Source organism: Agrobacterium sp. 10MFCol1.1, from assembly GCF_000381165.1.
Taxonomy (GTDB): domain Bacteria; phylum Pseudomonadota; class Alphaproteobacteria; order Rhizobiales; family Rhizobiaceae; genus Agrobacterium; species Agrobacterium tumefaciens.
Genome location: NZ_KB906076.1, coordinates 337,965 through 359,934, shown reverse-complemented (window position 1 = coordinate 359,934; position 21,970 = coordinate 337,965). Strand labels below are relative to the sequence as shown.

General features: G+C 58.8%; 19 protein-coding genes. All 19 read left to right on the top strand.

Going from position 1 to position 21,970, the window contains the following annotated elements:
- Window positions 1-156 precede the first annotated feature (156 nt).
- The 19 genes from F617_RS0115100 (at window position 157) to F617_RS0115005 (ending at window position 21,633) form a co-directional block, all read left to right on the top strand.
- Window positions 157-1,740 (top strand): ABC transporter substrate-binding protein, encoded by a 1,584-nt coding sequence (locus F617_RS0115100; protein ID WP_019565883.1) that lies wholly within the window; start codon window positions 157-159, stop codon window positions 1,738-1,740.
- A gap of 71 nt (window positions 1,741-1,811) precedes the next feature.
- The gene (locus tag F617_RS0115095; protein WP_013637573.1) at window positions 1,812-2,792 is read left to right on the top strand and encodes an ABC transporter permease; all 981 of its coding nucleotides are present in this window, start codon (window positions 1,812-1,814) and stop codon (window positions 2,790-2,792) included.
- Window positions 2,792-3,709 carry an ABC transporter permease gene (locus F617_RS0115090; protein WP_003516951.1) on the top strand — a complete coding sequence of 306 codons (918 nt, stop codon included), beginning with the start codon at window positions 2,792-2,794 and terminating at the stop codon, window positions 3,707-3,709. The genes F617_RS0115095 and F617_RS0115090 overlap by 1 nt, the downstream gene beginning before the upstream one ends.
- Window positions 3,709-5,544 (top strand): ABC transporter ATP-binding protein, encoded by a 1,836-nt coding sequence (locus tag F617_RS0115085; protein ID WP_019565882.1) that lies wholly within the window; start codon window positions 3,709-3,711, stop codon window positions 5,542-5,544. Before F617_RS0115090 ends, F617_RS0115085 begins: the two co-directional genes overlap by 1 nt.
- 58 nt (window positions 5,545-5,602) lie before the next feature.
- On the top strand, window positions 5,603-6,364 hold the full coding sequence (locus F617_RS0115080; protein ID WP_003516955.1) for a DeoR/GlpR family DNA-binding transcription regulator: 762 nt from the start codon (window positions 5,603-5,605) through the stop codon (window positions 6,362-6,364).
- Complete coding sequence (locus tag F617_RS0115075) at window positions 6,357-7,646, top strand: Zn-dependent hydrolase (RefSeq protein ID WP_019565881.1); 1,290 nt, start codon at window positions 6,357-6,359, stop codon at window positions 7,644-7,646. The genes F617_RS0115080 and F617_RS0115075 overlap by 8 nt, the downstream gene beginning before the upstream one ends.
- A complete protein-coding gene (locus tag F617_RS0115070) occupies window positions 7,643-8,608 on the top strand; it encodes a phosphotransferase (RefSeq protein ID WP_026330876.1) in 966 nt (321 codons plus the stop codon). Before F617_RS0115075 ends, F617_RS0115070 begins: the two co-directional genes overlap by 4 nt.
- A gap of 47 nt (window positions 8,609-8,655) precedes the next feature.
- Entirely contained in the window at window positions 8,656-9,591 is a 936-nt protein-coding gene (locus tag F617_RS0115065) for a choline/ethanolamine kinase family protein (protein ID WP_019565879.1), read from the top strand.
- Entirely contained in the window at window positions 9,591-10,379 is a 789-nt protein-coding gene (gene hisN, locus F617_RS0115060; protein WP_019565878.1) for a histidinol-phosphatase, read from the top strand. The genes F617_RS0115065 and hisN overlap by 1 nt, the downstream gene beginning before the upstream one ends.
- Before the next feature lie 9 nt (window positions 10,380-10,388).
- Complete coding sequence (locus tag F617_RS0115055; protein WP_019565877.1) at window positions 10,389-11,780, top strand: ethanolamine ammonia-lyase subunit EutB; 1,392 nt, start codon at window positions 10,389-10,391, stop codon at window positions 11,778-11,780.
- A gap of 1 nt (window position 11,781) precedes the next feature.
- Entirely contained in the window at window positions 11,782-12,588 is an 807-nt protein-coding gene (gene eutC, locus F617_RS0115050) for an ethanolamine ammonia-lyase subunit EutC (protein WP_019565876.1), read from the top strand.
- A gap of 359 nt (window positions 12,589-12,947) precedes the next feature.
- The gene (locus F617_RS0115045) at window positions 12,948-14,099 is read left to right on the top strand and encodes a transporter substrate-binding domain-containing protein (protein WP_019565875.1); all 1,152 of its coding nucleotides are present in this window, start codon (window positions 12,948-12,950) and stop codon (window positions 14,097-14,099) included.
- A 12-nt stretch (window positions 14,100-14,111) separates the two neighbouring features.
- Entirely contained in the window at window positions 14,112-14,720 is a 609-nt protein-coding gene (locus F617_RS0115040) for an ANTAR domain-containing response regulator (protein WP_003516987.1), read from the top strand.
- Window positions 14,721-14,969: 249 nt separating this feature from the next.
- On the top strand, window positions 14,970-16,220 hold the full coding sequence (locus F617_RS0115030) for a transporter substrate-binding domain-containing protein (RefSeq protein ID WP_003516989.1): 1,251 nt from the start codon (window positions 14,970-14,972) through the stop codon (window positions 16,218-16,220).
- A 156-nt stretch (window positions 16,221-16,376) separates the two neighbouring features.
- On the top strand, window positions 16,377-17,270 hold the full coding sequence (urtB, locus tag F617_RS0115025; RefSeq protein WP_019565873.1) for an urea ABC transporter permease subunit UrtB: 894 nt from the start codon (window positions 16,377-16,379) through the stop codon (window positions 17,268-17,270).
- A 1-nt stretch (window position 17,271) separates the two neighbouring features.
- Window positions 17,272-18,411 carry an urea ABC transporter permease subunit UrtC gene (urtC, locus tag F617_RS0115020; protein WP_013637551.1) on the top strand — a complete coding sequence of 380 codons (1,140 nt, stop codon included), beginning with the start codon at window positions 17,272-17,274 and terminating at the stop codon, window positions 18,409-18,411.
- Between the two features lies 1 nt (window position 18,412).
- Window positions 18,413-19,162 carry an urea ABC transporter ATP-binding protein UrtD gene (gene urtD / locus F617_RS0115015; RefSeq protein ID WP_003516994.1) on the top strand — a complete coding sequence of 250 codons (750 nt, stop codon included), beginning with the start codon at window positions 18,413-18,415 and terminating at the stop codon, window positions 19,160-19,162.
- Window positions 19,162-19,857, top strand: a complete 696-nt coding sequence (gene urtE, locus F617_RS0115010; RefSeq protein WP_003516996.1) for an urea ABC transporter ATP-binding subunit UrtE — start codon at window positions 19,162-19,164, stop codon at window positions 19,855-19,857. The genes urtD and urtE overlap by 1 nt, the downstream gene beginning before the upstream one ends.
- 24 nt (window positions 19,858-19,881) lie before the next feature.
- Window positions 19,882-21,633, top strand: a complete 1,752-nt coding sequence (locus F617_RS0115005) for a nitrilase-related carbon-nitrogen hydrolase (protein WP_019565872.1) — start codon at window positions 19,882-19,884, stop codon at window positions 21,631-21,633.
- Window positions 21,634-21,970: the final 337 nt, after the last annotated feature.

Sequence of the window (21,970 nt, the reverse complement as noted above, 5' to 3'; positions counted from 1 at the left end):
TCTCATTCGACCAATAAATGGTCAAATCCCACAAATTGCATCGGACCAAAAGCGCGATTCTTGCAGGAAATCGAGATTGGCACGCTGTTTGCTTGTGACTGATTTGACCGTTTTGACTGATTTGACGGTTTATTCAAAATAGAAAAGGGGAACTCGATGGGTTCAGAATTCAGTCGTCGTCGCTTCCTGCAAGGATCCGCGGGCGCAGCCGCCGTCGCTGGCTACATGCAGATCAATCCTGACTTCTTCATCTCGCCGGCCTTCGCACAGGCCGGTAAGACCATGACGTTCCTGTCGGCCGAAAACATTACCGGCAACTGGGACCCGACCGCTCATACGACACTTTCTCAGAAGAATATCGAAGGTTTCGTCATGGGCTTTCTTACCCGCACGCCGATGAAACTCGACGATCCCGGCGCGGTCGTCTACGAACTGGCCACCGACATCAAGCTGCTTGACCCGCACCGGCTACAGATCAAGCTGCGCGAAGGCATCGTCTTCCATGATGGCAAGCCGTTCAAGGCGGAAGACGTCAAGGCAACCTTCGAATACGGCTCCAGGGCAGATCGTCCGGCGCAGTGGTATCCCGGCCCGACCGAGACGCTGACGATCGAAACACCGGACGATTACACCGTCATCGTCGACACATCCAAGGGCGGCTATCCGGCCCATCTCTTCATCTTTCTTGCGTCGTTCCTGCCGATCATGTCGGCCAAGGATGTCGCCGGCGGCCCCGGCGGCCCGCTCTCCCAGCGGCTCAACGGCACCGGTCCTTTTAAATTCGTCGAACAGCGCGGCAACGACACCGTGATGCAGGCCTATGACGGCTACTTCAAGGGCAAGCCGGCCATCCCTGGCATCAACTTCACCTTCACCGGCGATTCCACCACCCGTATGTTGTCGCTGATGAACGGCCAGGCTTCGATCGTTGAACGTCTGGAGCCTGAACAGGTTGACACGATCAAGGACAATCCGGCGATTTTCATCAACAAGGTCGTTTCCGTCGAGAACAAGTATCTTTGGTTCCGCTGCTCGAAACCGCCTTTCAACGATCCGCGTATCCGTCTTGCCGCCTGCCACTCGATTGATCGCGACATGATCATGGAACTGATGGGCTCGGCCGGCCATGCCTCGTCGAACTTCGTCTCGCCGGTCAAATTCGGCTATGTCGATCTGGCGAACTACCCGAAATTCGACCCCGAGAAGGCCCAGGCCCTGCTCGCCGAAGCCGGTTTCCCAAACGGCAAGGGCCTGCCGCCACTGGAATACATCACGTCCGTCGGCTTCTATCCGAAGACCAAGGAATATGGCGAGATGCTGACCGCCATGCTGCAGGAGCAGGGATTTAACGTCAGCCTGACCGTGCTTGAACCTGCGGCCTGGAACGAGCAACTGTATCATCGCCCCGGTGGCGGCCCGGGCCATATGGTCGATTGCGGCTGGTCGACAGCGTCTCCGGAACCGGATCTGGTCCTGCGCACCCATTTCCATTCCACCTCGCACCGCATCTGCGGCATCGAGGACAAGGAGATCGATGCCAGCCTCGACAAGGAACGTTCGGCACCGACGCTGGAAGAGCGCAAGAAGATCCTTCAGGAAGAGACCATGCCTCTCATCACCGCCAAGATGCCGGCACTCTCGCTGTTCACATCCGTGATGATCCACGCAATGCAGAAGGACTTTGAGGGCATGTACATCTATCCCGACGGGTCGATCGATGCCGCCAAACCTGCTGCCTGACCGTGATCAGCCACACGCCGCGATCAGGCGGCGTGTGGACTTGCCCGTGATTTTTCGAGCGGAGTGACTGAATGTTTGCCGTGAACTTCCTGATGCGACGCCTCATGCAGGGCGCCATCATCATATTCCTTGTGTCCTTGCTGATCTTTACCCTCTTGCGGGTGGTGCCGGGTGACCCGGTACGCCTTATGGCGGGCGGCATGGCGCCCGAAGCACTGATCGAAAAGATCGCAACCGACATGGGCCTTCGCGATCCCATACTGGTGCAATTCGGTCGCTACATGGGCGGTGTGGTTCGTGGCGATCTTGGCCAGTCCTTCGTGCGCCCGGCAAACGGCGCCTCGACCGGTGGCGCGACATTCAACGACTCAACTCGAGGCGAACGAGCAAAAGTCTTCGACCTGATTTTCGATGCACTTCCAATGACGCTTCAACTGGCGGCCGTGACGCTGGTGATTGCACTGATCTTCTCGGCAATCATCGGCATTGCCGGCGGGCTTGCGATCGGCAGATGGCCAGACAAGCTTGCCTTCTACATCTCATCGATATTCATCTCGCTGCCAAATTTCTGGCTTGGCATCGTTCTGGCATTGCTTTTCTCGGTGAAGCTCGGATGGCTTCCTGCCATTGGCTATCAGGGTTTTGCCTACACAATCCTGCCGGCAATCGTGCTGGCGGTCGAATTGTCTCCGGTGCTGATCCGCACGCTGGTCAGTTCCGTATCCAGCCAGATGATGGAGCCCTATGTGGCAGTCGGACGCGTACGTGGCCTGAGCCGTTCGCGGATCATCTCCAACCATGCCCTGCGCAACGCCTCGGTGCCGCTTCTCAACCTGCTCGGTGTGCAATTCTCCAGCCTGCTCGGCGGGGTCATCATCGTCGAATATATCTTCGATTATCCCGGGCTCGGCCTTCTGACCATCAACGCCGTGCTGCAGCGCGACTTTCCGTTGATCCAGGGTATCGCGATCGTCACGAGCGCCATCTTTGTACTGATCAACATTGTCGTCGATCTCGTCGCAACAACCATCGATCCGAGGCTTGAATACTGATGTCCATCACATCCGCACTCGACACCCCGATCATTTCGAAAATGGCAAGCCGCTCGATTGCGCGCCGCATATTCGATCGCGCCGCATCGACGCCCGGTTTTCGCATTGGCCTTGCGATCTTCCTGCTGCTTGCGATTGCCGCCGCACTTTATCCGGAAATCAGTGGCGTCGACCCGACCAAGATGGATGTGAAGGCCCGCCTTCTGCCGCCACTTTTCTTCGGCGACAACTGGAGCTGGGGCCACCCGCTTGGCACCGATCAGATTGGCCGCGACATGCTGGTGAGGTCGCTTGTCGGCCTGCGTTATTCTTTCCTGATCGGTATTGCATCGGTTGCAGTGACACTCATCATCGGCTGTGCCCTCGGCACGATCGCCGGTTACTTCGGCGGTCGTATCGACATGCTGATCATGCGTCTGACCGATGCGCAGCTGTCTATCCCGATGATCATTCTGGCGATCGCCGTTCTTGGCGTGTCGCGCCCGACAATTCCGGCCATCGTCCTGGTGCTTGGTCTCTCAAGCTGGCCGGTCTATGCGCGCATCATGCGCAGCATTGTGATGACGGAAAGGCAACGGGAATATGTGCGCGCTGCCAAACTTGGGGGCTCGACCGATTTCCGCATTATCGTCAGCCTGCTTCTGCCGCTGCTCCTGCCGCCGGTGATCTTCACCTCGGTGCTTGATGTAGCACGCATGATGATCTTTGAATCGACACTCGGCTTCCTCGGCCTGGGTGTCCAGCCGCCGACGCCGACCTTCGGCAATATCATTGCCGATGGCCGAAAGTATCTTCTGAACGCCTGGTGGATCGCTACCATGCCCGGCATTTTCCTCGGCCTCACTTTAACCAGCATCAATCTCATAGGCGCTTCGCTAGAACGGGCCCGCAACACCATTCACGGAGGGTCCGAGTGATGATCAAGCCGCTTCTTGAGCTGCAAAACCTCACCGTTAATGCCGGTCGCTCGGACAAGGCGAAGATTATTCTGGACAATATCTCCTTCAGCCTCGCGCCGCGAGAGATCGTCGGTGTGGTCGGGGCCAGCGGAGCCGGCAAGACGGTGCTGTCCAAGGCAGTCGTCAACTGGCTGGAACCGCCGCTTTCCGTGCGTTCCGGCAGCGTCCTTTTCGAAGGCAAGGATATTTACGGCATCTCCGAGAACGAGATGCGTACCCTGCGCCGCCGGGTCGCCTATGTCGGCGCCAACCCGATGGGTGCACTCGATCCGACGCTGCCGGTCGGCGTCCAGATCGTCGAGAAGCTGCGTGCGGTCGTTCCAGGAACCTCGCGGAAAGAGGCGGAAAAGCGCACGATCGAGCTTCTGGAGGCCGTCCGCATTCCCTCGGCCCGCAGCCGTTTCAGCGACTACCCTTCGCAGTTTTCCGGCGGCATGATGCAGCGCGCACTGATCGTTGATGCGTTGGTGACGAACCCGGCGCTGCTGATTGCAGATAACGTCACCCAGCCTCTCGACGTTACCGTCGCAGCCCAGGTCATCCGTCTGATGAAGGAACTGACCGATGGCTTCAATACCGCTGTGCTGTTCGTCTCCTCCTCACTTCCCGTTGCCCGCGAAGCCTGCAACCGGATTTTGGTGATGGAGAAAGGTCGCATCGTCGAGGAACAGGAAACCGAAAGGCTGATCGCCGCCCCTGCATATGCCTATACGAAGGAGCTTGTCGAACAGACGCCGAAGATCTGGATCGAAAAGACCGAGATGCCGCGTCTCAACGACAAACGCGACGTTGTCTTGAGCCTGCGCGATGCCTCACAGGTCTACAGGGTAAGGAAGAAGACCGGCTTCGGTGGCTTCCACCATGTGCGTGCGGTTCGCAACGTCACCTTCGATGTCCGGCGCGGCGACAGTTTCGCGATCGTCGGTGAATCCGGTTGTGGCAAGTCGACGCTGATGCGGCTTCTGAGCAGGCTGGAACTGCCGAGCTCCGGCCAGGTTCTATGCGGTGCCGACGATATTGCCATGCTCGGTGGCAAAGACCTTCTGACCTTCCGCAAGAAGCTGCAAATGGTACTGCAGGATCCGTTCGGCTCCCTGCCGCCACGCACATCGGTCGGGAAGATGCTGGAGGGGCCGCTTCGCACGCACGGATGGAAGGACAGTGCCAAAATTCGTGAGCGGGTGCTCAAGGTCATGGGCGAAGTCGGCCTCTCCGCCGATCTCTACGAGGAATTGCCGATCGGCCTGAGTGCCGGCCAGCGCCAGCGCATAAACGTTGCCCGTGCGCTGGTTCTGGAGCCTGAAATACTGATCATGGACGAAACGCTTTCTGCCCTGGACCAGACAGAACAGTTCAAGCTTCTCGATCTTTTCCAGAAGCTGCAGAAGGAATACGACCTCACTTACATCTTCATCTCGCACGACCTTGCGATGGTCCGCAAGGTCTGCAACCGGGTGGCGGTAATGTATCTCGGCGAGGTCTTCGAACTGGCTGATAACGAGCGGTTGTTCTTCGATCCTGGACATCCGTACACAATGGCGTTGCTCAGCGCGATGCCGACACTTGAAGAACGCCGCTACAAGGCGGAAGACTGCCTTCTGGAAGGTGAACCGCCAAGCCCGATCGATATTCCTCCAGGTTGCAGCTTCAAGTCGCGCTGTCCGCGTGCGATGGAGAGATGCGGCAGCCTGCAGCCCGCGCTTACCGCGCGTGGCAGCCAGGATTTCGCCGCCTGTCATCTCATCCAGCCATTGGCTCTCGATGACGCAACCCGTCAAATGGCTTTAGCCTGACCATGGTTGCGGCGCCACAGACGGGGCCGCAACGATCACTAGAATCCAGGGTGCATTCATGAGTTTCACCGAACATCGCCTCAAGCTTATCCTCGACATGCTGAAGCAAACCCAGCGCGTCAATGTGAGGGAGCTTGCCGATTATCTGCAGGTCAGCCAGGAGTCGATCCGGCGCGACCTCAAGGAACTTGAGATGCGCGGTTATGCCCGCCGCGTCTATGGCGGCGCGGTCCTTGACCAGCAGGAAAGCGATCAGCCGTTTACCGACCGACTGCGTGTCAGCTCACGCGAGAAAGCCAAGATCGGCGAGGCCGCAGCGTCGCTGGTCGAGGACGGCATGAAGGTGTTCATCGATACCGGCACCACAACGATTGCCTGCCTGAAACATATCGAGACGCGCAGGGACTTGACCGTTGTCAGCAATTCGCTGGCGGTCGCAGCCCACTTCTTCAATCTGCCGCAGGCAAGTGTGCGCGTTCTTGGCGGTCGCATGCGCCCAGATTATCAGGCGACATACGGCCATGAGACCGTGGCCGCGCTGAAGGAGCATTTCTTCGATCTCGCGATCATCGCCATCAGCGCCATTCACGCCGAACGCGGGTTCATGGATTTCGGCGAGGACGAGGCGATCCTGCGCCGCGTCGCCAAGGCCCAGGCAAAACGTTCGATCATTGTTGCCGACAGTTCCAAGTTTGGTCGCCTCGGCTCCATCCATACATTCGGCCTCAGCGAAATCGACGCGGTGGTGACCAGCGGCGTCATCGCGCGGGAATTTTCAGATCAATTCAATCAATCCAAAGTGGAAATCATACATGCCTGACGTCTCCTCCTCCCCTGTCCCGATCAATGCCGAGCGGCTCCAGATGCTGATGGAGACCCTCTCCACTTTTGGCGGCGGCCCCGATGGCTCGATGACCCGCCTGACGCTTTCCAGGGAAGACGGAATGGCGCGCGACTGGCTGGGGCACTGGTTTGCCGAAAACGGCTTCGAGCAGGCCGTGGACTCGATCGGCAACCAGTTCGGCAAGATGACCTTGGCGGGCGCAAATGCGCCCGTCGTCATGGTCGGCTCCCATATCGACAGCCAGCCGAACGGCGGTCGGTTCGACGGAGCGCTTGGCGTCATCGCCGCCTGTGAGGCGGTTTTGTCCGTCAGCGAACGTCTCAAGGCGGAAGGCAGGTTGTCCGCCTGCAACTTCCAGATCGTCAACTGGACCAATGAGGAAGGCGCCCGTTTCCAGCCGAGCCTGCTCGGCAGCAGCGTGTTTACCGGCGCCATTGACCTGGAATGGGCGCTCGAACGGGCCGACGGCGATGGCATTACGGTGCGCCAGTCGCTGGACGAGATCGGTTATGCTGGCAAGGAAAAGGTGGAAATTCCCGACGCATTGATCGAGCTGCATATAGAAGGTGACACGACGCTCAGCCGCGCCGGGGAGCGGTTCGGTATCTTCACGCGGTTCTGGGGCGCGACAAAATATCGCCTCGCCTTCCATGGACGCCAGGCACATACCGGCGCAACCCCGATGGCAGATCGCAAGGATGCGCTGCTTGCTGCTGCCTATCTGATCGCCGATCTCAAGCAGATATCGACCGAACACGGGCTGGACCTGCATACGTCGGTTGGCCGCCTGGAAGTCTTCCCCAATTCACCCAATGTCGTGCCGGCCGAAGCCGTGCTGTTCATCGAGCTGCGCTCGGGATCGCCAGACGTCCTGACGGAAGCGGAACGCAAGATGAAGATCAAGATCGAGGAAGCGGCGATGAAAGCCGGCGTCACCTCGGAGGTCCGCTCCATCGACCGCCGCAAGGCGGGAAGATTCGCGCCGGGCCTGGTGACGCTTGCGCAAAGTGCTGCGGCGCATCTCGGCCAGAGCGCCCGTCACCTCGATACGATCGGCGGCCATGATGCCGTTGCCGTCTCCGATGTCTGCCCGGCGGTGGTGCTGGCGGTTCAGAGCCGTGACGGCGTTATCCACCACCCGACCGAGTATACCTCGCCTGAAGATCAGGCCCTTGGCACGCAGATAGTGGCGGACATGCTTTACAAGATCGCCTGCGAAGGTTTGAAAGTTGTCGAACTCAGCGAGGCTGCCGAATGAAGAGATCGGGCTCTCCTCAATCACCGATGGAAGCCCGCGCGGAGAAGGCGCTTTCAGTCTTTTCCGCAGTGATTGGCGACACCCCTTCCTATGCGCCGGCGACGGCAGCTGTCGCATCGCCGTCCTATCATGCCGTCGAATCCCGCGGTTTCGTGGTCGCGTCGACAGACGGGGAGGCACGTTATTTCCTGCGTCTCGGTGCCGATGAGGTAACCGATCTCGTGGATGCCGAGACCGCAAATGCTGCGGCACACCGTTTTCACAGCCTTGGTCTTTCTCCTGAGCCGATTGGTTACGATGCCGGGACGGCCAGCATGCTGTTTGCCCGACTTGGCGACGGCTGGCGGGCGGCAAGGATCGACGATCTGATGCAGCCGCAAACTGTTGCCCGCCTGATCGAGATGCAGACGACGATCGCAGGGGGTGTTTCCACCGGCCGAACATGGTCAGTCTTCGACGGCATCGATCAGCTCTGGGCGATCGTGAGTGCCGGTGACACCAGCCTGCCCGGCGATGTCGAATGGATGCTCTCCTGGATGACGCCGATCCGCGAGGCAGTTTCAGCGGCCGGCCTGGACCTGAAACCGGCCCATGGTGATCCGCAGGCTTCGAACGTCATGCTGGGCCCTGACGGGAAAATGCAGCTCGTGGACTTCGACATGGCCGCCGACATCGACCCCTACTACCAGCTCGGCGTTCAGATGAACGAACTCTACCAGTTCGAAAGCCAGATGAGGCCGTTGCTGGAAATGCACGATGGAGGTTTCAGCGAAAGAAACTTCAACCGCTGCCGTGTCTATGCGGCGGCAGACGACCTCTACTGGGCGTTGCGCAGCCTCGTACTGGAGCTTCGTTCGCCGCCGCGGGGTGTCGAATTCCTGAAATATGCCGGCTGGCGGTTCCTGCGTTGCCGGATGCTGCTCGGCCAGCCGGATTTCGAGGCCAGGCTGAGAGCGCTCTAGGCATAAGAGAACGATAACGGGCTAGAAACAATAACGGGAACAAGCCTATGAATGAACTGGGAATGGCACGATCCGATGCCGAACGGGCAGTTGAGGCTGCAATCATCCAGGTACCACCTTGGGAAGGACGGCGGCTGCGCTACAGTCCAGTTTCCGGCGGAATCAGCAACACCAATTTCCGCATCGAGGTCGAAGGCGAAGAGCGTGGGTATTTTCTAAAGATCCCCGGCCGCGGCACCGAGATGTTCATTGATCGTAAGGCCGCTGCTGCCGCCAGCAAGCAGGCAGAAGTGATCGGAATCGGCCCGAAGACGTTCGACTATCTCGATCACCTCGACATCGAAATCGCCGAGTTCATCGACGGTCGCCGCGCCTCGACACATAGGGATTTTGCAGACCCGGCGATCCGCAACGAAGCGGTGCGCGTCTACCGGCAGTTTCACAATGCCCCTGCCCTGCCCCTGACAAAAACCGTCTTCGACATGATCGAGGAACATTTCGACCAAGTGCGCCAGCTTGACGGCCACTGGCCGCTCGACCACGACTGGCTCTTGCGCAACTACAGACAGGCGCGCGCCGCGCTTGAGGCATCCGGGCTCGATCTGGTTCCCTGTTTCAACGACCCGATGCCGGGCAACTTCCTGATCGGTGACGACAAGTCGATCAAGCTGATCGATTTCGAATATGCGTCGAACAATGAGAGGCTCTACGATCTCGCGATCTGGAGTGGCGAGATGTTCTATTCCGAGGCGACCGACTGCGAGATAATCGAGGAGTATTTCGGTCGTTACGACAAGGCGCATCACGCTCGCTTCATCGTCCACAAGGCACTCGCCGACATCAAGTGGAGCACCTGGGCGATGGTACAAAACCGGATATCGACCCTCGATTTCGACTTTTACAAGTACGGAATCTGGAAGCATATGCGCGCCCGCTCGATTATCCACGATCCCCGTTGGCCCTTGTTCCTGAAAGCCCTTTGATGCCAGTCACCGATATCAGCCCTCAAGAAGCTGCGACCTATATCACCTTCGCCGCGGAACTCGCCGACGCCGCGCGTCCGCTGGCGCTCTCCTATTTCCGGACCCCGCTCGACGTTATCTCAAAACTCGACGATAGCCCGGTGACAATCGCCGACCGGGCGATCGAAAAACATCTTCGCGAGATGATCGAGGCGCGCTTTCCCGATCACGGCATCCATGGTGAGGAGTTCGGCGTAAAGGAAGGTAACGCCTTTACATGGGTGCTGGACCCGATCGACGGCACCAAGAGCTTCATCACCGGTTTCCCGCTGTTTGGTACGCTTGTCTCACTGACATTTCAGGAAAAGCCATTCTGCGGTCTGATCGATATTCCGGCCACCGGCGAACGCTGGCAGGGCCGGCCGGGAGAGACACTCTTTGCTGGCAAGCCGGCCCACGCCAGCGGCTGCGAGAACCTCTCCAGCGCCCGTTTTTATACGACTTCGCCGGATATGTTTGTGGACATCGAAGCTGAAAGCTTCGAGCGTCTCTCCCGCAAAGCCAGGCTGCGGCGTTTCGGTGGAGACTGCTACATCTATGGTCTGATCGCTTCCGGCCATTGCGACATCGCTCTCGAGACGGGACTTCAACCTTACGACTACATGGCTCTCGTGCCCGTTGTGACGGGTGCCGGCGGATGCATTACGGACTGGCGGGGCAATGCGCTTTCGATCCATTCCGACGGACGGGTTCTGGCGTCGGCCACCCCGAGACTTCATGACGAAGCCCTGGCCCTCCTCAACCGGTGACGTGAACAAATGCCCTATACGACAACAATCGAGCAGACTGTCTTCCGCTTTGATGATCTGAAAATGCTGCTGGCGAAAGCAACCCCGGAGCGCTCCGGCGACCAGCTGGCCGGGGTTGCGGCGCAAGGCCCGGTCGAGCGCTTGGCAGCCCAGATGGCGCTGGCCGATCTCCCCTTGAAGGCATTTCTCGGCGAGGAGCTCATTTCGTCGGAGGATGACGAGGTTTCCCGACTGATCGCGCAACGGCACGATCCGGCAGCCTTTTCCGCAGTTTCCTCGCTTACTGTCGGTGAATTGCGCGAATGGCTGCTCAAGCCCGAGACGACGCTTGAGCGGCTGGAGGCGGTGACCTTCGGACTGACACCGGAAATGGTCGCGGCGGTGTCGAAGATCATGCGCCTGCAGGATATGATAGCTGTTTCTGCCAAGCGACGTGTCGTGACGCGATTCCGAAACACGATCGGGCTCGCCGGGCGGCTTTCCACTCGCAACCAGCCCAACCACCCGACCGATGACAGCCGCGGTATCATAGCGTCTGCCATCGACGGGCTGCTGATGGGGTCGGGAGATGCCGTGATTGGCGTCAATCCCGCGACCGATGCGACGGATGACTATATCCGCATCGTTTCCTTGCTCGACGAATTGCGGGAAAAGCTTGCGATCCCGACACAGACCTGTTGCCTTGGCCATGTAACGACGGCGATCCAGGCAATCGAACGCGGTGCGCCGGTCGATCTCGTCTTCCAGTCGGTGGCGGGATCGGAAAAGGCCAATCGCGGCTTCGGCGTCGATCTGGCGCTTCTAAAGGAGGCACATGAGGCGGGGCGGTCGCTTGGTCGTGGCATGCCGGGCGCAAACGTCATGTATTTCGAGACTGGGCAGGGCGCGGCGCTTTCGGCCGATGCGCATTTCGGCGTCGACCAGCAGACGATGGAGGCACGTGCCTATGCGGTGGCGCGCGAGTTCGATCCGCTGCTCGTCAACACGGTCGTCGGTTTCATCGGGCCGGAATACTTGTTCAACGGCAAGCAGATCATCCGTGCAGGCATCGAGGATCATTTCTGCGGCAAGCTCCTTGGCCTGCCGATGGGCGTCGACGTCTGCTACACCAACCATGCCGATGCTGATCAGGAAGACATGGATACGCTGTTGACGCTCCTCTGCGCAGCCAATGTCAATTTCGTCATCACCGTTCCCGGCGCCGACGATATCATGCTGAACTACCAGTCGTTATCGCATCACGATGCCGTCTATTGCCGCGAGACGCTGAAGCGGCCACCCGCACCAGAGTTCGAGAAATGGCTTTTCGAAATCGGCCTGACCGATCCAGATGGCGCGCTGGTCGGCGAGCCTGCCGCGCTTTCCAATTATGTCCGCAACAGCGCATTGATCGGAGCCTGACATGGAAAAGGTGCGAGAACCCACTGCTGCCGGAAAAAACCTCACTATCAAGGATATGACCGATGCGCGTGTTTCGCTCGGCCGTCATGGCGCGGGTCTTCCGACACGCGCTCAACTTGCCTTCCTTCTGGACCACGCGCGGGCACGCGAAGCGGTCTGGACGAGCGTCGACCGGCCCTCGCTGGCAGACAGGCTCGATCGTCTCGGCCTTCCGGCTGTCAATGTCGATAGCATGGCAAGTGACCGCAGCACCTATGTGCGGCGGCCGGATCTTGGCCGGCGGCTTGCGGCGGAATCTGAAAAACGGCTGAAACATGAGAGAACGATCAATGGCTATGATGTCGCAATTATCGTCGCGGACGGCCTGTCGTCCCACGCAATCGATCTCAATGCCGTGCCGTTGATCGAGGCGCTTGTTCCGAAGCTCGCTATCCTGAACCTGACGGCTGCACCAATTGTGCTGGCGAGCCAGGCGCGCGTCGCGCTCGGCGATCCTGCCGGTGAGGCATTAGGTGCAAAACTGACGATCGTGCTTGTCGGCGAACGTCCGGGACTTTCAGCTGCCGACAGCCTCGGTGCTTACATCACTTACGGTCCCAAGTCGGGAAACCTGGATTCCAGCCGAAATTGTGTCTCCAATATCAGGGATGGTGGTCTGCCGGTCTGCGAAGCTGCCGAGATCATTGCGACGCTGACCAGGGATATGATGCGGACCCGCGTCAGTGGCGTGGCGCTCAAGGCTGCCATGGTGGAGTTTCTCGAAAGACATGACAATTCTCTTCGAGCTAAAGACCTACTGACAATTTGAAGTCTTTGCGGTGCGAAGCCTTCGGGACGTGGCCCATCTGCTTTGGAGGGCTTGCGGCCTATCGTCGAAAGTACAGTCGATTGCCTTGTGTTGAGTACAGAGAGGCGGATGAAGGAAAGTAGACATCGCTCGCTGGAGCAAAAGGGTGTGTACGTATTCTCGATGCTCAGGCGAAAATGTGGAGGAATTTTGATCCCATGATTTTACATTTGCGAGTGTTTTCGGCTCTCCTCTATGTTGCAACCGGACAAGGAAACTGACATCATCGTTTTGCAGGCTTCAACGGGCCGCTAATATTCCATGAGCAGGGTAGCTCTCGACCGGAAACGGGCGGGAGCTTTTTTATTTTTTGGTGGGCGATGATGCATTCAGAAAGCTGGCGGGTCGGTGTGTTGTTCTCTGAGACGGGTGTGACCGGAGCCGTCGAAAAAACCCAGAGGTTTGCGACCTTGCTGGCGATTGACGAAATCAATGCGGCTGGCGGCGTCCTCGGCCGGATGATTGAGCCTGTCGCCTATGACCCTAAATCGACGCCCAATCTCTATAAGGAACTTGCGGTCAAGCTTTGCGACGAGGATCGGGTCCGGGTCGTTTTCGGTTGCCATATGTCTAGCACCCGCAAAGCCGTACTGCCCGTCATCGAAGCTCGAGAGGCCCTGCTATTCTATCCGACACTGTATGAGGGGTTTGAATACTCTCGGCACTGCATCTACACCGGGGCGGCACCCAACCAAAACTCCGTGCAGCTGGTCGACTTCCTCACCAAGCATTATGGAAAGCGGGTTTTCCTTGTGGGTTCGAACTACGTCTACCCTTACGAATCCAACCGGACGATCAGCGATCTCTTTCTTCAGCTGGGCGGTCAGGTGCTGGACGAAATATATGTTCCTCTCAACCTAAAGCCCGAAGATGTCGCCAAAATCATCCGGCATATTCGCGCGGCACGGCCGGATGTCATCTATTCGACGATCGTCGGCGACGGCATCATTCCCTTCTACACGGCGTTCAAAGAGGCGGGTTTTGATTCAGCGACGATGCCAATCGCCAGTCAGTCGACAAGCGAGGCCGACGTGATCCGGATGCGGCCGGAAGTGGCCGAGGGGCATATCACCGCGGCCCCGTTTTTCGCCTCTCTGGATACGCCTCGCGCGCGTGCCTTCGTCTTGGCTTACCAACAGCGATACGGCCAGCAGATGCTGCCGACCGCGCCGGCCGAAGCGGCCTATTTCCAGGTCTATCTCTATGCCGGAGCTTTGCAGCGGGCCGGTGGCGACGGGCTAGAGCAGCTTCTTCCAGCCCTTTACGAGGTCGAGTACGACGCTCCGCAGGGCGCTGTGAAGATAGACCGGCTGACGAACCACACCCATCTGTGGCCAAGGGTTGCAAAAGTAAATGCGCAAGGCAGCTATGACATCGTCCATGACCCGTCGCTGCGCGTGGCGCCAGATCCGTTCATGCGAGAATATCGCCCGGACCTGACGCAGCCGTTCCCACATCGTGTTCAGGTCTGAGAAGGAGCCACGATGTCTTTCGCCCTTCTTAGAGATTTGCGGGACCTCAAGGTTCTGGTGATTCATCCCCGGACATCCGAAGGAGAGTTTCTCGTTGATCACCTGCGCCGTATCGGTTGTACGGTCAGTTGCCTATGGCCGGTCCCTGCCGAGTTGCCACACGGCACGGATGTCGTCTTTCTTGCCATGGAAGACGAGGCGCGACCGGAAATCGAACGCCTGCTGAAGTGCCTCCCCAATCCCGCTCCGACCATGCTCGCCATCGTCGGTTACGAAAATCCCTCCACATTGCAGATCGTTCTGGAAAGCGGCGCGCTTGCCATTGTCGAGAGACCGATCAAGCCGTTCGGCCTGCTGACAAATCTCGCCATAGCGCGCAGTCTCTGGCTTGAGCGCCAAAGGCTCGTCAAGGAAGCCCGTAAATATAAGCGCAAGGTCTTGGGAGACCAGAAGCTTGCCCGGGCAAAGGCCATTCTTATGGCCAATCGCGGCACGAGCGAGAATGAGGCGTATCGTGAAATGCGCGAGCAAGCGATGGCTCGGCGGGTCCCAATCGATGAAATCGCCAATTCGATTATCAACGCTGAACAGCTCTTGCGCCCTTCCCAAAAACATGATTAGTTTTTGATGTGTTCCAGATGAACACCTCCGGCACATCCCTTCGTTTCGCGAAGCCATGTGCCGCTGTTGCACGCGGCGCAGCCGTGATGCGATGATGGCAAGGGTGCCCGCAGGCTGTGAAAAGCCTCGCGGGTTTTTTGTTATCTGCTGACAGTGAAGTCGGCCTTCCAGTATTTTTTCGGCATGAAAGCCTCGCCGTAGAGCCGGGCAGTGCCGTCGCGTGCGCCAATCAAAAAAAGGGGAACCAAGATGGTGTTCAACAGACGTGACTTTCTGAAAACCGCAGCCACCGCTTCAGCCGCACTCGCCTTGCCGGCGCTGGGCGGCCGGGCCTTTGCAGCCGATGCTATCAAGGTCGGTGCGCTCTACTCACAGACGGGCGGGCTTTCTGTCGCCGAGAAGCTTCTCGCCAACGGTGTCATGATGGCCGTGGCCGAAATCAACGCAGCCGGCGGCGTTCTTGGCCGCCAGGTGGAAGTCGTCGTCGAAGACGGCGCTTCCGATCCGAAGACCTTCAGCGAAAAAGCATCGAAACTGATCCTCAAGGACAAGATTTCCACCATCTTCGGCTGCCACACCTCTGCCAGCCGCAAGGCCGTGCTGCCGATCTTCGAACGGCGCGGCGCGATGCTGTTCTACCAGACGCACTATGAGGGCTTTGAGTGCTCGCGCAACGTCGTCTATTCCGGCGCCGTTCCAAACCAGCAGCTCTCCAACTACATTCCCTGGATTGTCGAGAAACTGGGCAAGAAGAAGTTCTTCATCGTTGGCTCCAACTATGTCTATCCGCGCGAGATGGCCAAGGTTTCCAAGAAACTGATCGAGGCGGCGGGCGCAGAATGGGTGGCGGACGAATATCTGGAACTTGGACACTCCGAATGGGCTGTCATGGTCAGCAAGATCAAGGAATCGGGCGCCGACGTGGTTCTTTCCAACGTGGTTGGCGACTCGATCATCGCCTTCTACCGCGAGTTCAAGAACCAGGGCCTCTCGCAGGAGGTTATCCCGATCTGCGCGACAGTGACCTCCGAAATAGAGATCGCCGCCATGGGCGCCGAATATGCGGCGGGCAGCTACACATCATTTCCATATTTTATGTCGATCGAAACGCCGGCCAACAAGAGCTTCATCGAACGCTTCAGGACCTTCGTCAACGATCCGAAGGCAGTGACATACCATTCGCTCGAGGCCGCCTATTTCCAGGTATTCCTGTGGAAGCAGGCAGTGGAGAAATCCGGCGATCTGTCCGCCGATGCTATCCGGGCTGGCATTCGTGGCCAGACCTATGACGCGCCCGGCGGCAAGGTGACCACCGACCCCGACAACCTGCATTGCTGGCTGACGCCGCGTATCGGCCAATGGCAGCCGGATGGACAAAGCAAGGTTGTCAACGCCTACCCAGCACCGATCAAACCGCTGCCCTATTCGGCCTATGGCGAGACGGAAAGCAATCTTTTCTGCACCAGCAACGGTCTCGACGCAGCAAAGCTCAAGGGCTGACCCCTTTTTCCGCGTCCTCCCGCCAGCCATGCCTGGCGGGACCATGTCTCGGCAAGGCGGATCTGCGTTTTTTCCTCTGCTCGGTGCCAACCCGATTTCGGGGCAGGCAAGGAGCAGGACAAAGTCTGGTCCGCCCTTCTCACGAACGGTGGCGTTATGCTCGACATTCTCTTTATCGGCCTCAGTCTCGGCTCAATCCTTCTTCTGGTGGCACTCGGTCTTGCCATCACCTACGGCGCCATGGGCGTCATCAACATGGCCCACGGCGAAATGGTCATGATCGGTGCCTACGTCGCCGTCCTCTCGGGCATCTGGCTGAAAACAGGCCTTCTGTTCGCAATTCCCCTGGCTTTTGTCGTGACCGCCCTGCTCGGCCTGGTGATCGAGCGGGTGGTGGTGCGCAGGCTTTACGGCCGCCTGCTCGACACGCTTCTTGCCACCTGGGGCATTGCCATCCTTTTGCAGCAGGCCGTAAGGCTCGAATTCGGCCTCAGCTTTTTCGGCATTCATATCGAGGGCCTGGGAGCCGGACTGCAAAACGTCGCCGTGCCTTCGTATCTGCAGGGCACCTTCAGGTTCGCCGGCGCCGACATCAACGCGTATCGCACCTTCATCATCGCGGTGACGGCCGCGTTGACGCTGGCGACATGGTTCATTCTCTACCGAACGACAGCGGGCATGCAGGTGCGCGCCATCATCCGTAATCCAAAAATGGCTGCCGCTTGCGGCATCGATGTGAAACGCATCAATGCCCTGACTTTCGCCTTCGGTTCCGGCCTTGCGGGCGTCGCCGGCGTAATGATGTCCGGCTTCAAGACCGTTTTCCCCGACATGGGCACGACGATGGTCGTTGACGGTTTCATGGTCGTGGTAACGGGCGGGGTCGGCAGCCTTTTCGGCACGGCCCTGTCGTCAGGGCTTCTGGGCGAAATCAATGCGCTGGTGGCGATTGGAACGAACGACATTCTGGCGCGCGCCGTCGTCTTCGGGGTCGTCATCCTCGTCATTCTCGTCAAGCCCAGCGGGCTATTCTCGTTCAAGGGGCGCTAACATGAGCATCGAACGAAAATTCCAGATCGCCGCCTATGTGCTTTTCATCGCGGTGATTTTTGCAGCGCCGGTTTTCGGTGACGAATTCTGGCTGAACCGCATTTCGAAATATCTGGTCTACGGCATGCTCGGCGTCGCCATTGCGCTTACATGGGGATATGCCGGCATTCTCAATCTCGGCCAGGGGCTGTTTTTTGGCCTGGGCGCCTACATGCTCGCCATGTCGCTGAAACTGTCGAGCCTGACCAGCCTGCAACAGGGCTCCGACAGGCCGGTTCCAGATTTCATGCTGTGGAATGCCGAGCCCGGCGCGCCGACGGAACTTTGCTGTATCAACAAGGGCTCCTTCCTCTGGCTTCCGTTTCAGAGCCAGTCCGTAGGTCTCGTGCTTGGCATCGTGCTTCCCGTCGTGATTGCCGGGGCACTCGGCATGCTGGTTTTCCGCAAGCGCATTTCCGGTGTCTTTGTCTCGATCATCACCCTGGCGCTTGTTCTGCTTGTGCGTCTCGTCATGGTCGATGCGCAACCGGTGACGAACGGCTTCAACGGCCTGACCGATCTTGGCTGGCTGACGATCGGCGGCATCGAATTCGACCCCTACAGCCGGGCAACCTATTATCTGTGCGCCGCATGCCTGTCCCTGACGCTCATCGGCGCGCGTCTCATCGTGGAGACCCGTGCAGGTATGATCCTACAGGCGATCCGCGACGATCAGCTTCGCGCCCGCTATCTTGGCTTCGACGTCTCGCTTTACCAAGTGTTCTTCTTTGTCATTTCTGCAGGCATCGCCGGCGTTGCCGGCATGCTCTATGTGGTCGTTGCGGAGTTCGCCTCGCCGACCTTCATGGACCTGTCTTTCTCGGTGACGATGGTCGTCTGGGCTGCCGTTGGCGGCCGTTCCTCCCTGCTCGGCGCCTGCATCGGCGCGATCCTGATCAACATGATCGAGGCCGAGGTCAGCGAGACCGAAGCGCTGGTCGAGGCCTGGAAAGCGATCATCGGCCTCATCTTCGTCCTTGTCGTCCTGTTCATGCCGCGGGGCCTTGGCGGCGTCGCGCACGATGTGCTGAGGCAGTTTATCCGCCGTGTCAAACCAGGCCCGGCATCCTCATCGTTACAGCAACAAAGCGAGGCATTGTAATATGAGTGCAATCGCATTGACCATCGACGGTCTCAGCGTCGATTTTGGCGGATTCAGAGCCGTCAACAATGTCAGCATTACCGTTCGCGATGGCGAGTTGCGTGTTTTGCTCGGCGCAAATGGCGCCGGAAAGACAACTTTGATGGACCTGGTCAGCGGCAAGACCCGCAGCACAAAAGGCAGGGTCTTCGTCTACGACACAGACATCACCAACTGGCCGGAACACAAGATCGCCCGCGCCGGGATCGGTCGAAAATTCCAGATCCCCAGCATTTTTCGCGATCTCACCGTGCGGCAGAATCTGGAGGTCGCCAATTGCCGCAATCCATCGGTGTTTGCCAATCTCCGGTTTGGATTTTCGCGCGCCGAAGCCAAACGCGTCGATGAGGTACTCGCCCTCACCGGCCTCGAAGCGGAGGAGAATGTGACTGCGGCTTATCTCAGTCATGGCCAGACGCAATGGCTGGAACTGGGCATGCTCATCGTCCAGGATCCCAAGGTTGTTCTGCTGGACGAGCCGACGGCGGGCATGACCCAGGCCGAAACGCGCAAGACGGCCCAGATCATCAAAAATCTCAAAGGCCGCCACACCATCCTTGTCGTCGAGCACGACATGGGGTTCGTCCGTGAAATCGCCGAACGCATCACCGTTCTGCATCTGGGAGAGGTTCTCGCCGAAGGAAGCGTCGAGGATATCGAGAGCAATCCGAAGGTCCGCGAGGCCTATCTCGGTTCGAAAGGAATATCCTGATGCTGACATTGAAAAACGTACACAGCTATTACGGCCGCAGCCATATCCTGCACGGCGTCACGCTTGATATCCCGGCGGGAAAGGTAACCAGCATTCTTGGCCGCAACGGTACCGGCAAGACGACCCTGTTGAAAACCCTGATGGCGCTGACCGACCGTATGACGGGCGAGATGCATCTGCAGGGGAAAGACATAGGCTCATCTTCGACGCATATGAGGGCACGGGCCGGGATCGCCTACGTCCCTCAGGGCCGGGAGATCATTCCCGATTTCACCATCCGCGAGAACATCCTGATGGGCGCCTTTGCGCGCACCGATCGCAAACGCGAAATTCCGGCACTGGTGCCGGAGCTTTTTCCATATCTGATGGCCAACCTCGATCGGCCCGGCGGTGTGCTTTCGGGCGGCCAGCAACAGCAGCTCGCCATCGCCCGCGCACTGGCCGCGGATCCGAAGGTACTGCTTCTCGATGAACCCAATGAAGGCATCCAGCCCTCTATCGTCGAGGAGATTGAAAAGATCATCATCCGGCTCAATCGCGAGATCGGCATGACGATCATCCTCGTCGAGCAGAACGTTGCATTTGCGCGGCATGCCTCTCACCACTTCGCCATGCTGGAGAAGGGAGGTGTGGTCGCGGCCGGCGCCATCGACGCGCTCTCCGACGCGCTGGTTCATAGGCATATGGCTGTTTGAAAAAACGCATCCTTTCATAAGACAATGGGAACAATCATGACACCGACACAAAGCTACACCGCCGCCGCTATCCAGTTCGAACCGACCATGTTCGAAAAGGCGCGCAATATCAGCCGGCTGAGCGCCCTTTGCGAGGAAGCGGCGCAGGCCGGCGCCCGCCTGATCGTCACCCCCGAAATGGGGACGACAGGCTATTGCTGGTTCGACAGGGCCGAGGTGAAGCCGTTCGTCGAGGCGATCCCCGGACCGACCACCGATGTTTTCCAGGCGATTGCCCGCAAACACGGCTGCTACATCGTCGTCGGCATGCCGGAAGTCGATCCGGCGAACGATCTCTATTACAATACGGCAGTTCTGATCGGTCCGGATGGCATCGTTGGTCGGCACCGCAAGTCGCATCCCTATATCGCCGAGCCAAAATGGGCCGCAAATGGCGACATCGTGCACGAGGTCTTCGAAACGGAGATCGGACGTATTTCAATGCTGGTGTGCATGGATCTGCATTTCTTCGAGACGGCGCGGCTGGAGGCTCTGGCCGGTGCCGACATCATATGCCACATCTCCAACTGGCTGCAGGAACGCGCGCCCGCTCCCTACTGGATCAACCGCGCCTTCGAAAATGCCTGCTATGTCATTGAAAGTAATCGGTGGGGTCTGGAAAGAACCGTGCAGTTTTCCGGGGGAAGTTGCCTGATCGAGCCCGACGGAACGGTTGCCGCATCCATCGACACAGGCGACGGAATTGCCTATGGCAAGGTCGATCTTGCCCGTGCCCGTCGCCGCGAGGTCTTAAGCGAACCGGTCTTCAAGACGCGCCGGCCCGAGCTCTACATGAACATGATGACCAACAGTTTCACCTGGAACCCTGGCGATTACTTCCGCCTCTATGGCTATCAGCCAATCCCGCGCGGACGCAGATCGCGTGCAGCCGTTGCCCAGTTCGCGCCAACCTCCGTCATTGCAGACAATATTGCCCACATAACAAGGCTCGCAAACGAGGCTAAGGCGACAACGGCGCCGGACATTCTGGTGTTCCCGGAACTGTCGCTGACCGGACTTGAGGCCCCGCAAACGCGGGCGGAGCCGCTGTCTGGTCCAACCGTATCCGCCTTCGTTCGCCTGGCCATGAAGCTCGGCTTTTATATCGTCGCCGGATTTGCCGAAGCTGACGAAGACAGGATCTATAACAGCGTGGTCCTTGCAGGGCCCGAGGGGCTGGTGGGCAGCTATCGCAAGACGCATCTGGGCGTCGCCGACAGTTGGGCAACGGCCGGCGACGAATGGAAAATCTACGACCTTGCCATTGGCCGGGTGGGCCTGGCGATTGGCCACGACGCGCTTTATCCGGAAGCCATCCGTTCGCTTTCACTTATGGGATGCGATCTTGTTGCCTGCCCTTCGGCGATCGCCGGCACCTTCACCGGTAGCCATGGCGGTACGAAAATCCCGCACAACTATCCGATCCCAAAGGGTGCCGATCCCTACCACTGGCATGCGCTTCGCGTTCGCGGCGGCGAAAACAACGTCTATTTCGCCTTCGCCAATGTGCTGGACCAGAAAAAGGGTTATCTGGGCAAGAGTGCGGTATTCGGGCCGGATTCCTTTGCTTTTCCACGTCAGGAATCGGCGATCCTGGATGAGGAGGGGATTGCCGCTGCGGCTGTCGATACCACCAATCTCGACACGCCATATCCGACGAACATCGTCCGGCGAAAAGACCTGGTCGTCATGCGTCAGCCGCATCACTATCAGCCTCTCGTCAAATGGCATCAGTAAAAGTCGGCACAATGTTGACATTCACGTTCACGCCCGTCCCGCAGATAATTGCGGGACGGGCTGCCGCGCAACGCTTTCAAAGCTCAAGTCCAAGCTCGGAGCGCGTGTCCTGGTGATTTCCGACGGTGGGGTCGTCAAGGCGGGACTTGATCAGCCGCCCCTCGCCAGCCTCGCTCAGACTGGCGCTGGAACATCAATTTTCACTGGCGTCATCGCCGATCCGCCGGAAACCGGCAAGTGGCTGCAGCGCAGTCCCTCGTTCCGCTCGAAACCCAGAAGTTGCGCCAATGACGTTCCCAGGTTGACCAACAGGGCAAAGATGCGGTTGCAGCAATTA

What these genes read in the sequence shown, in the direction of transcription:
- F617_RS0115030 (WP_003516989.1), top strand. Translation starts at nt 14,970, where the DNA reads ATGGTGTTCAACAGACGTGACTTTCTGAAAACCGCAGCCACCGCTTCA.
- F617_RS0115040 (WP_003516987.1), top strand. Translation starts at nt 14,112, where the DNA reads ATGTCTTTCGCCCTTCTTAGAGATTTGCGGGACCTCAAGGTTCTGGTG.
- F617_RS0115075 (WP_019565881.1), top strand. Translation starts at nt 6,357, where the DNA reads ATGCCTGACGTCTCCTCCTCCCCTGTCCCGATCAATGCCGAGCGGCTC.
- F617_RS0115005 (WP_019565872.1), top strand. Translation starts at nt 19,882, where the DNA reads ATGGGAACAATCATGACACCGACACAAAGCTACACCGCCGCCGCTATC.
- urtD (WP_003516994.1), top strand. Translation starts at nt 18,413, where the DNA reads ATGAGTGCAATCGCATTGACCATCGACGGTCTCAGCGTCGATTTTGGC.
- F617_RS0115100 (WP_019565883.1), top strand. Translation starts at nt 157, where the DNA reads ATGGGTTCAGAATTCAGTCGTCGTCGCTTCCTGCAAGGATCCGCGGGC.
- F617_RS0115090 (WP_003516951.1), top strand. Translation starts at nt 2,792, where the DNA reads ATGTCCATCACATCCGCACTCGACACCCCGATCATTTCGAAAATGGCA.
- F617_RS0115065 (WP_019565879.1), top strand. Translation starts at nt 8,656, where the DNA reads ATGAATGAACTGGGAATGGCACGATCCGATGCCGAACGGGCAGTTGAG.
- F617_RS0115055 (WP_019565877.1), top strand. Translation starts at nt 10,389, where the DNA reads ATGCCCTATACGACAACAATCGAGCAGACTGTCTTCCGCTTTGATGAT.
- urtE (WP_003516996.1), top strand. Translation starts at nt 19,162, where the DNA reads ATGCTGACATTGAAAAACGTACACAGCTATTACGGCCGCAGCCATATC.
- F617_RS0115070 (WP_026330876.1), top strand. Translation starts at nt 7,643, where the DNA reads ATGAAGAGATCGGGCTCTCCTCAATCACCGATGGAAGCCCGCGCGGAG.
- F617_RS0115080 (WP_003516955.1), top strand. Translation starts at nt 5,603, where the DNA reads ATGAGTTTCACCGAACATCGCCTCAAGCTTATCCTCGACATGCTGAAG.
- urtB (WP_019565873.1), top strand. Translation starts at nt 16,377, where the DNA reads ATGCTCGACATTCTCTTTATCGGCCTCAGTCTCGGCTCAATCCTTCTT.
- F617_RS0115045 (WP_019565875.1), top strand. Translation starts at nt 12,948, where the DNA reads ATGATGCATTCAGAAAGCTGGCGGGTCGGTGTGTTGTTCTCTGAGACG.
- F617_RS0115085 (WP_019565882.1), top strand. Translation starts at nt 3,709, where the DNA reads ATGATCAAGCCGCTTCTTGAGCTGCAAAACCTCACCGTTAATGCCGGT.
- F617_RS0115095 (WP_013637573.1), top strand. Translation starts at nt 1,812, where the DNA reads ATGTTTGCCGTGAACTTCCTGATGCGACGCCTCATGCAGGGCGCCATC.
- eutC (WP_019565876.1), top strand. Translation starts at nt 11,782, where the DNA reads ATGGAAAAGGTGCGAGAACCCACTGCTGCCGGAAAAAACCTCACTATC.
- hisN (WP_019565878.1), top strand. Translation starts at nt 9,591, where the DNA reads ATGCCAGTCACCGATATCAGCCCTCAAGAAGCTGCGACCTATATCACC.
- urtC (WP_013637551.1), top strand. Translation starts at nt 17,272, where the DNA reads ATGAGCATCGAACGAAAATTCCAGATCGCCGCCTATGTGCTTTTCATC.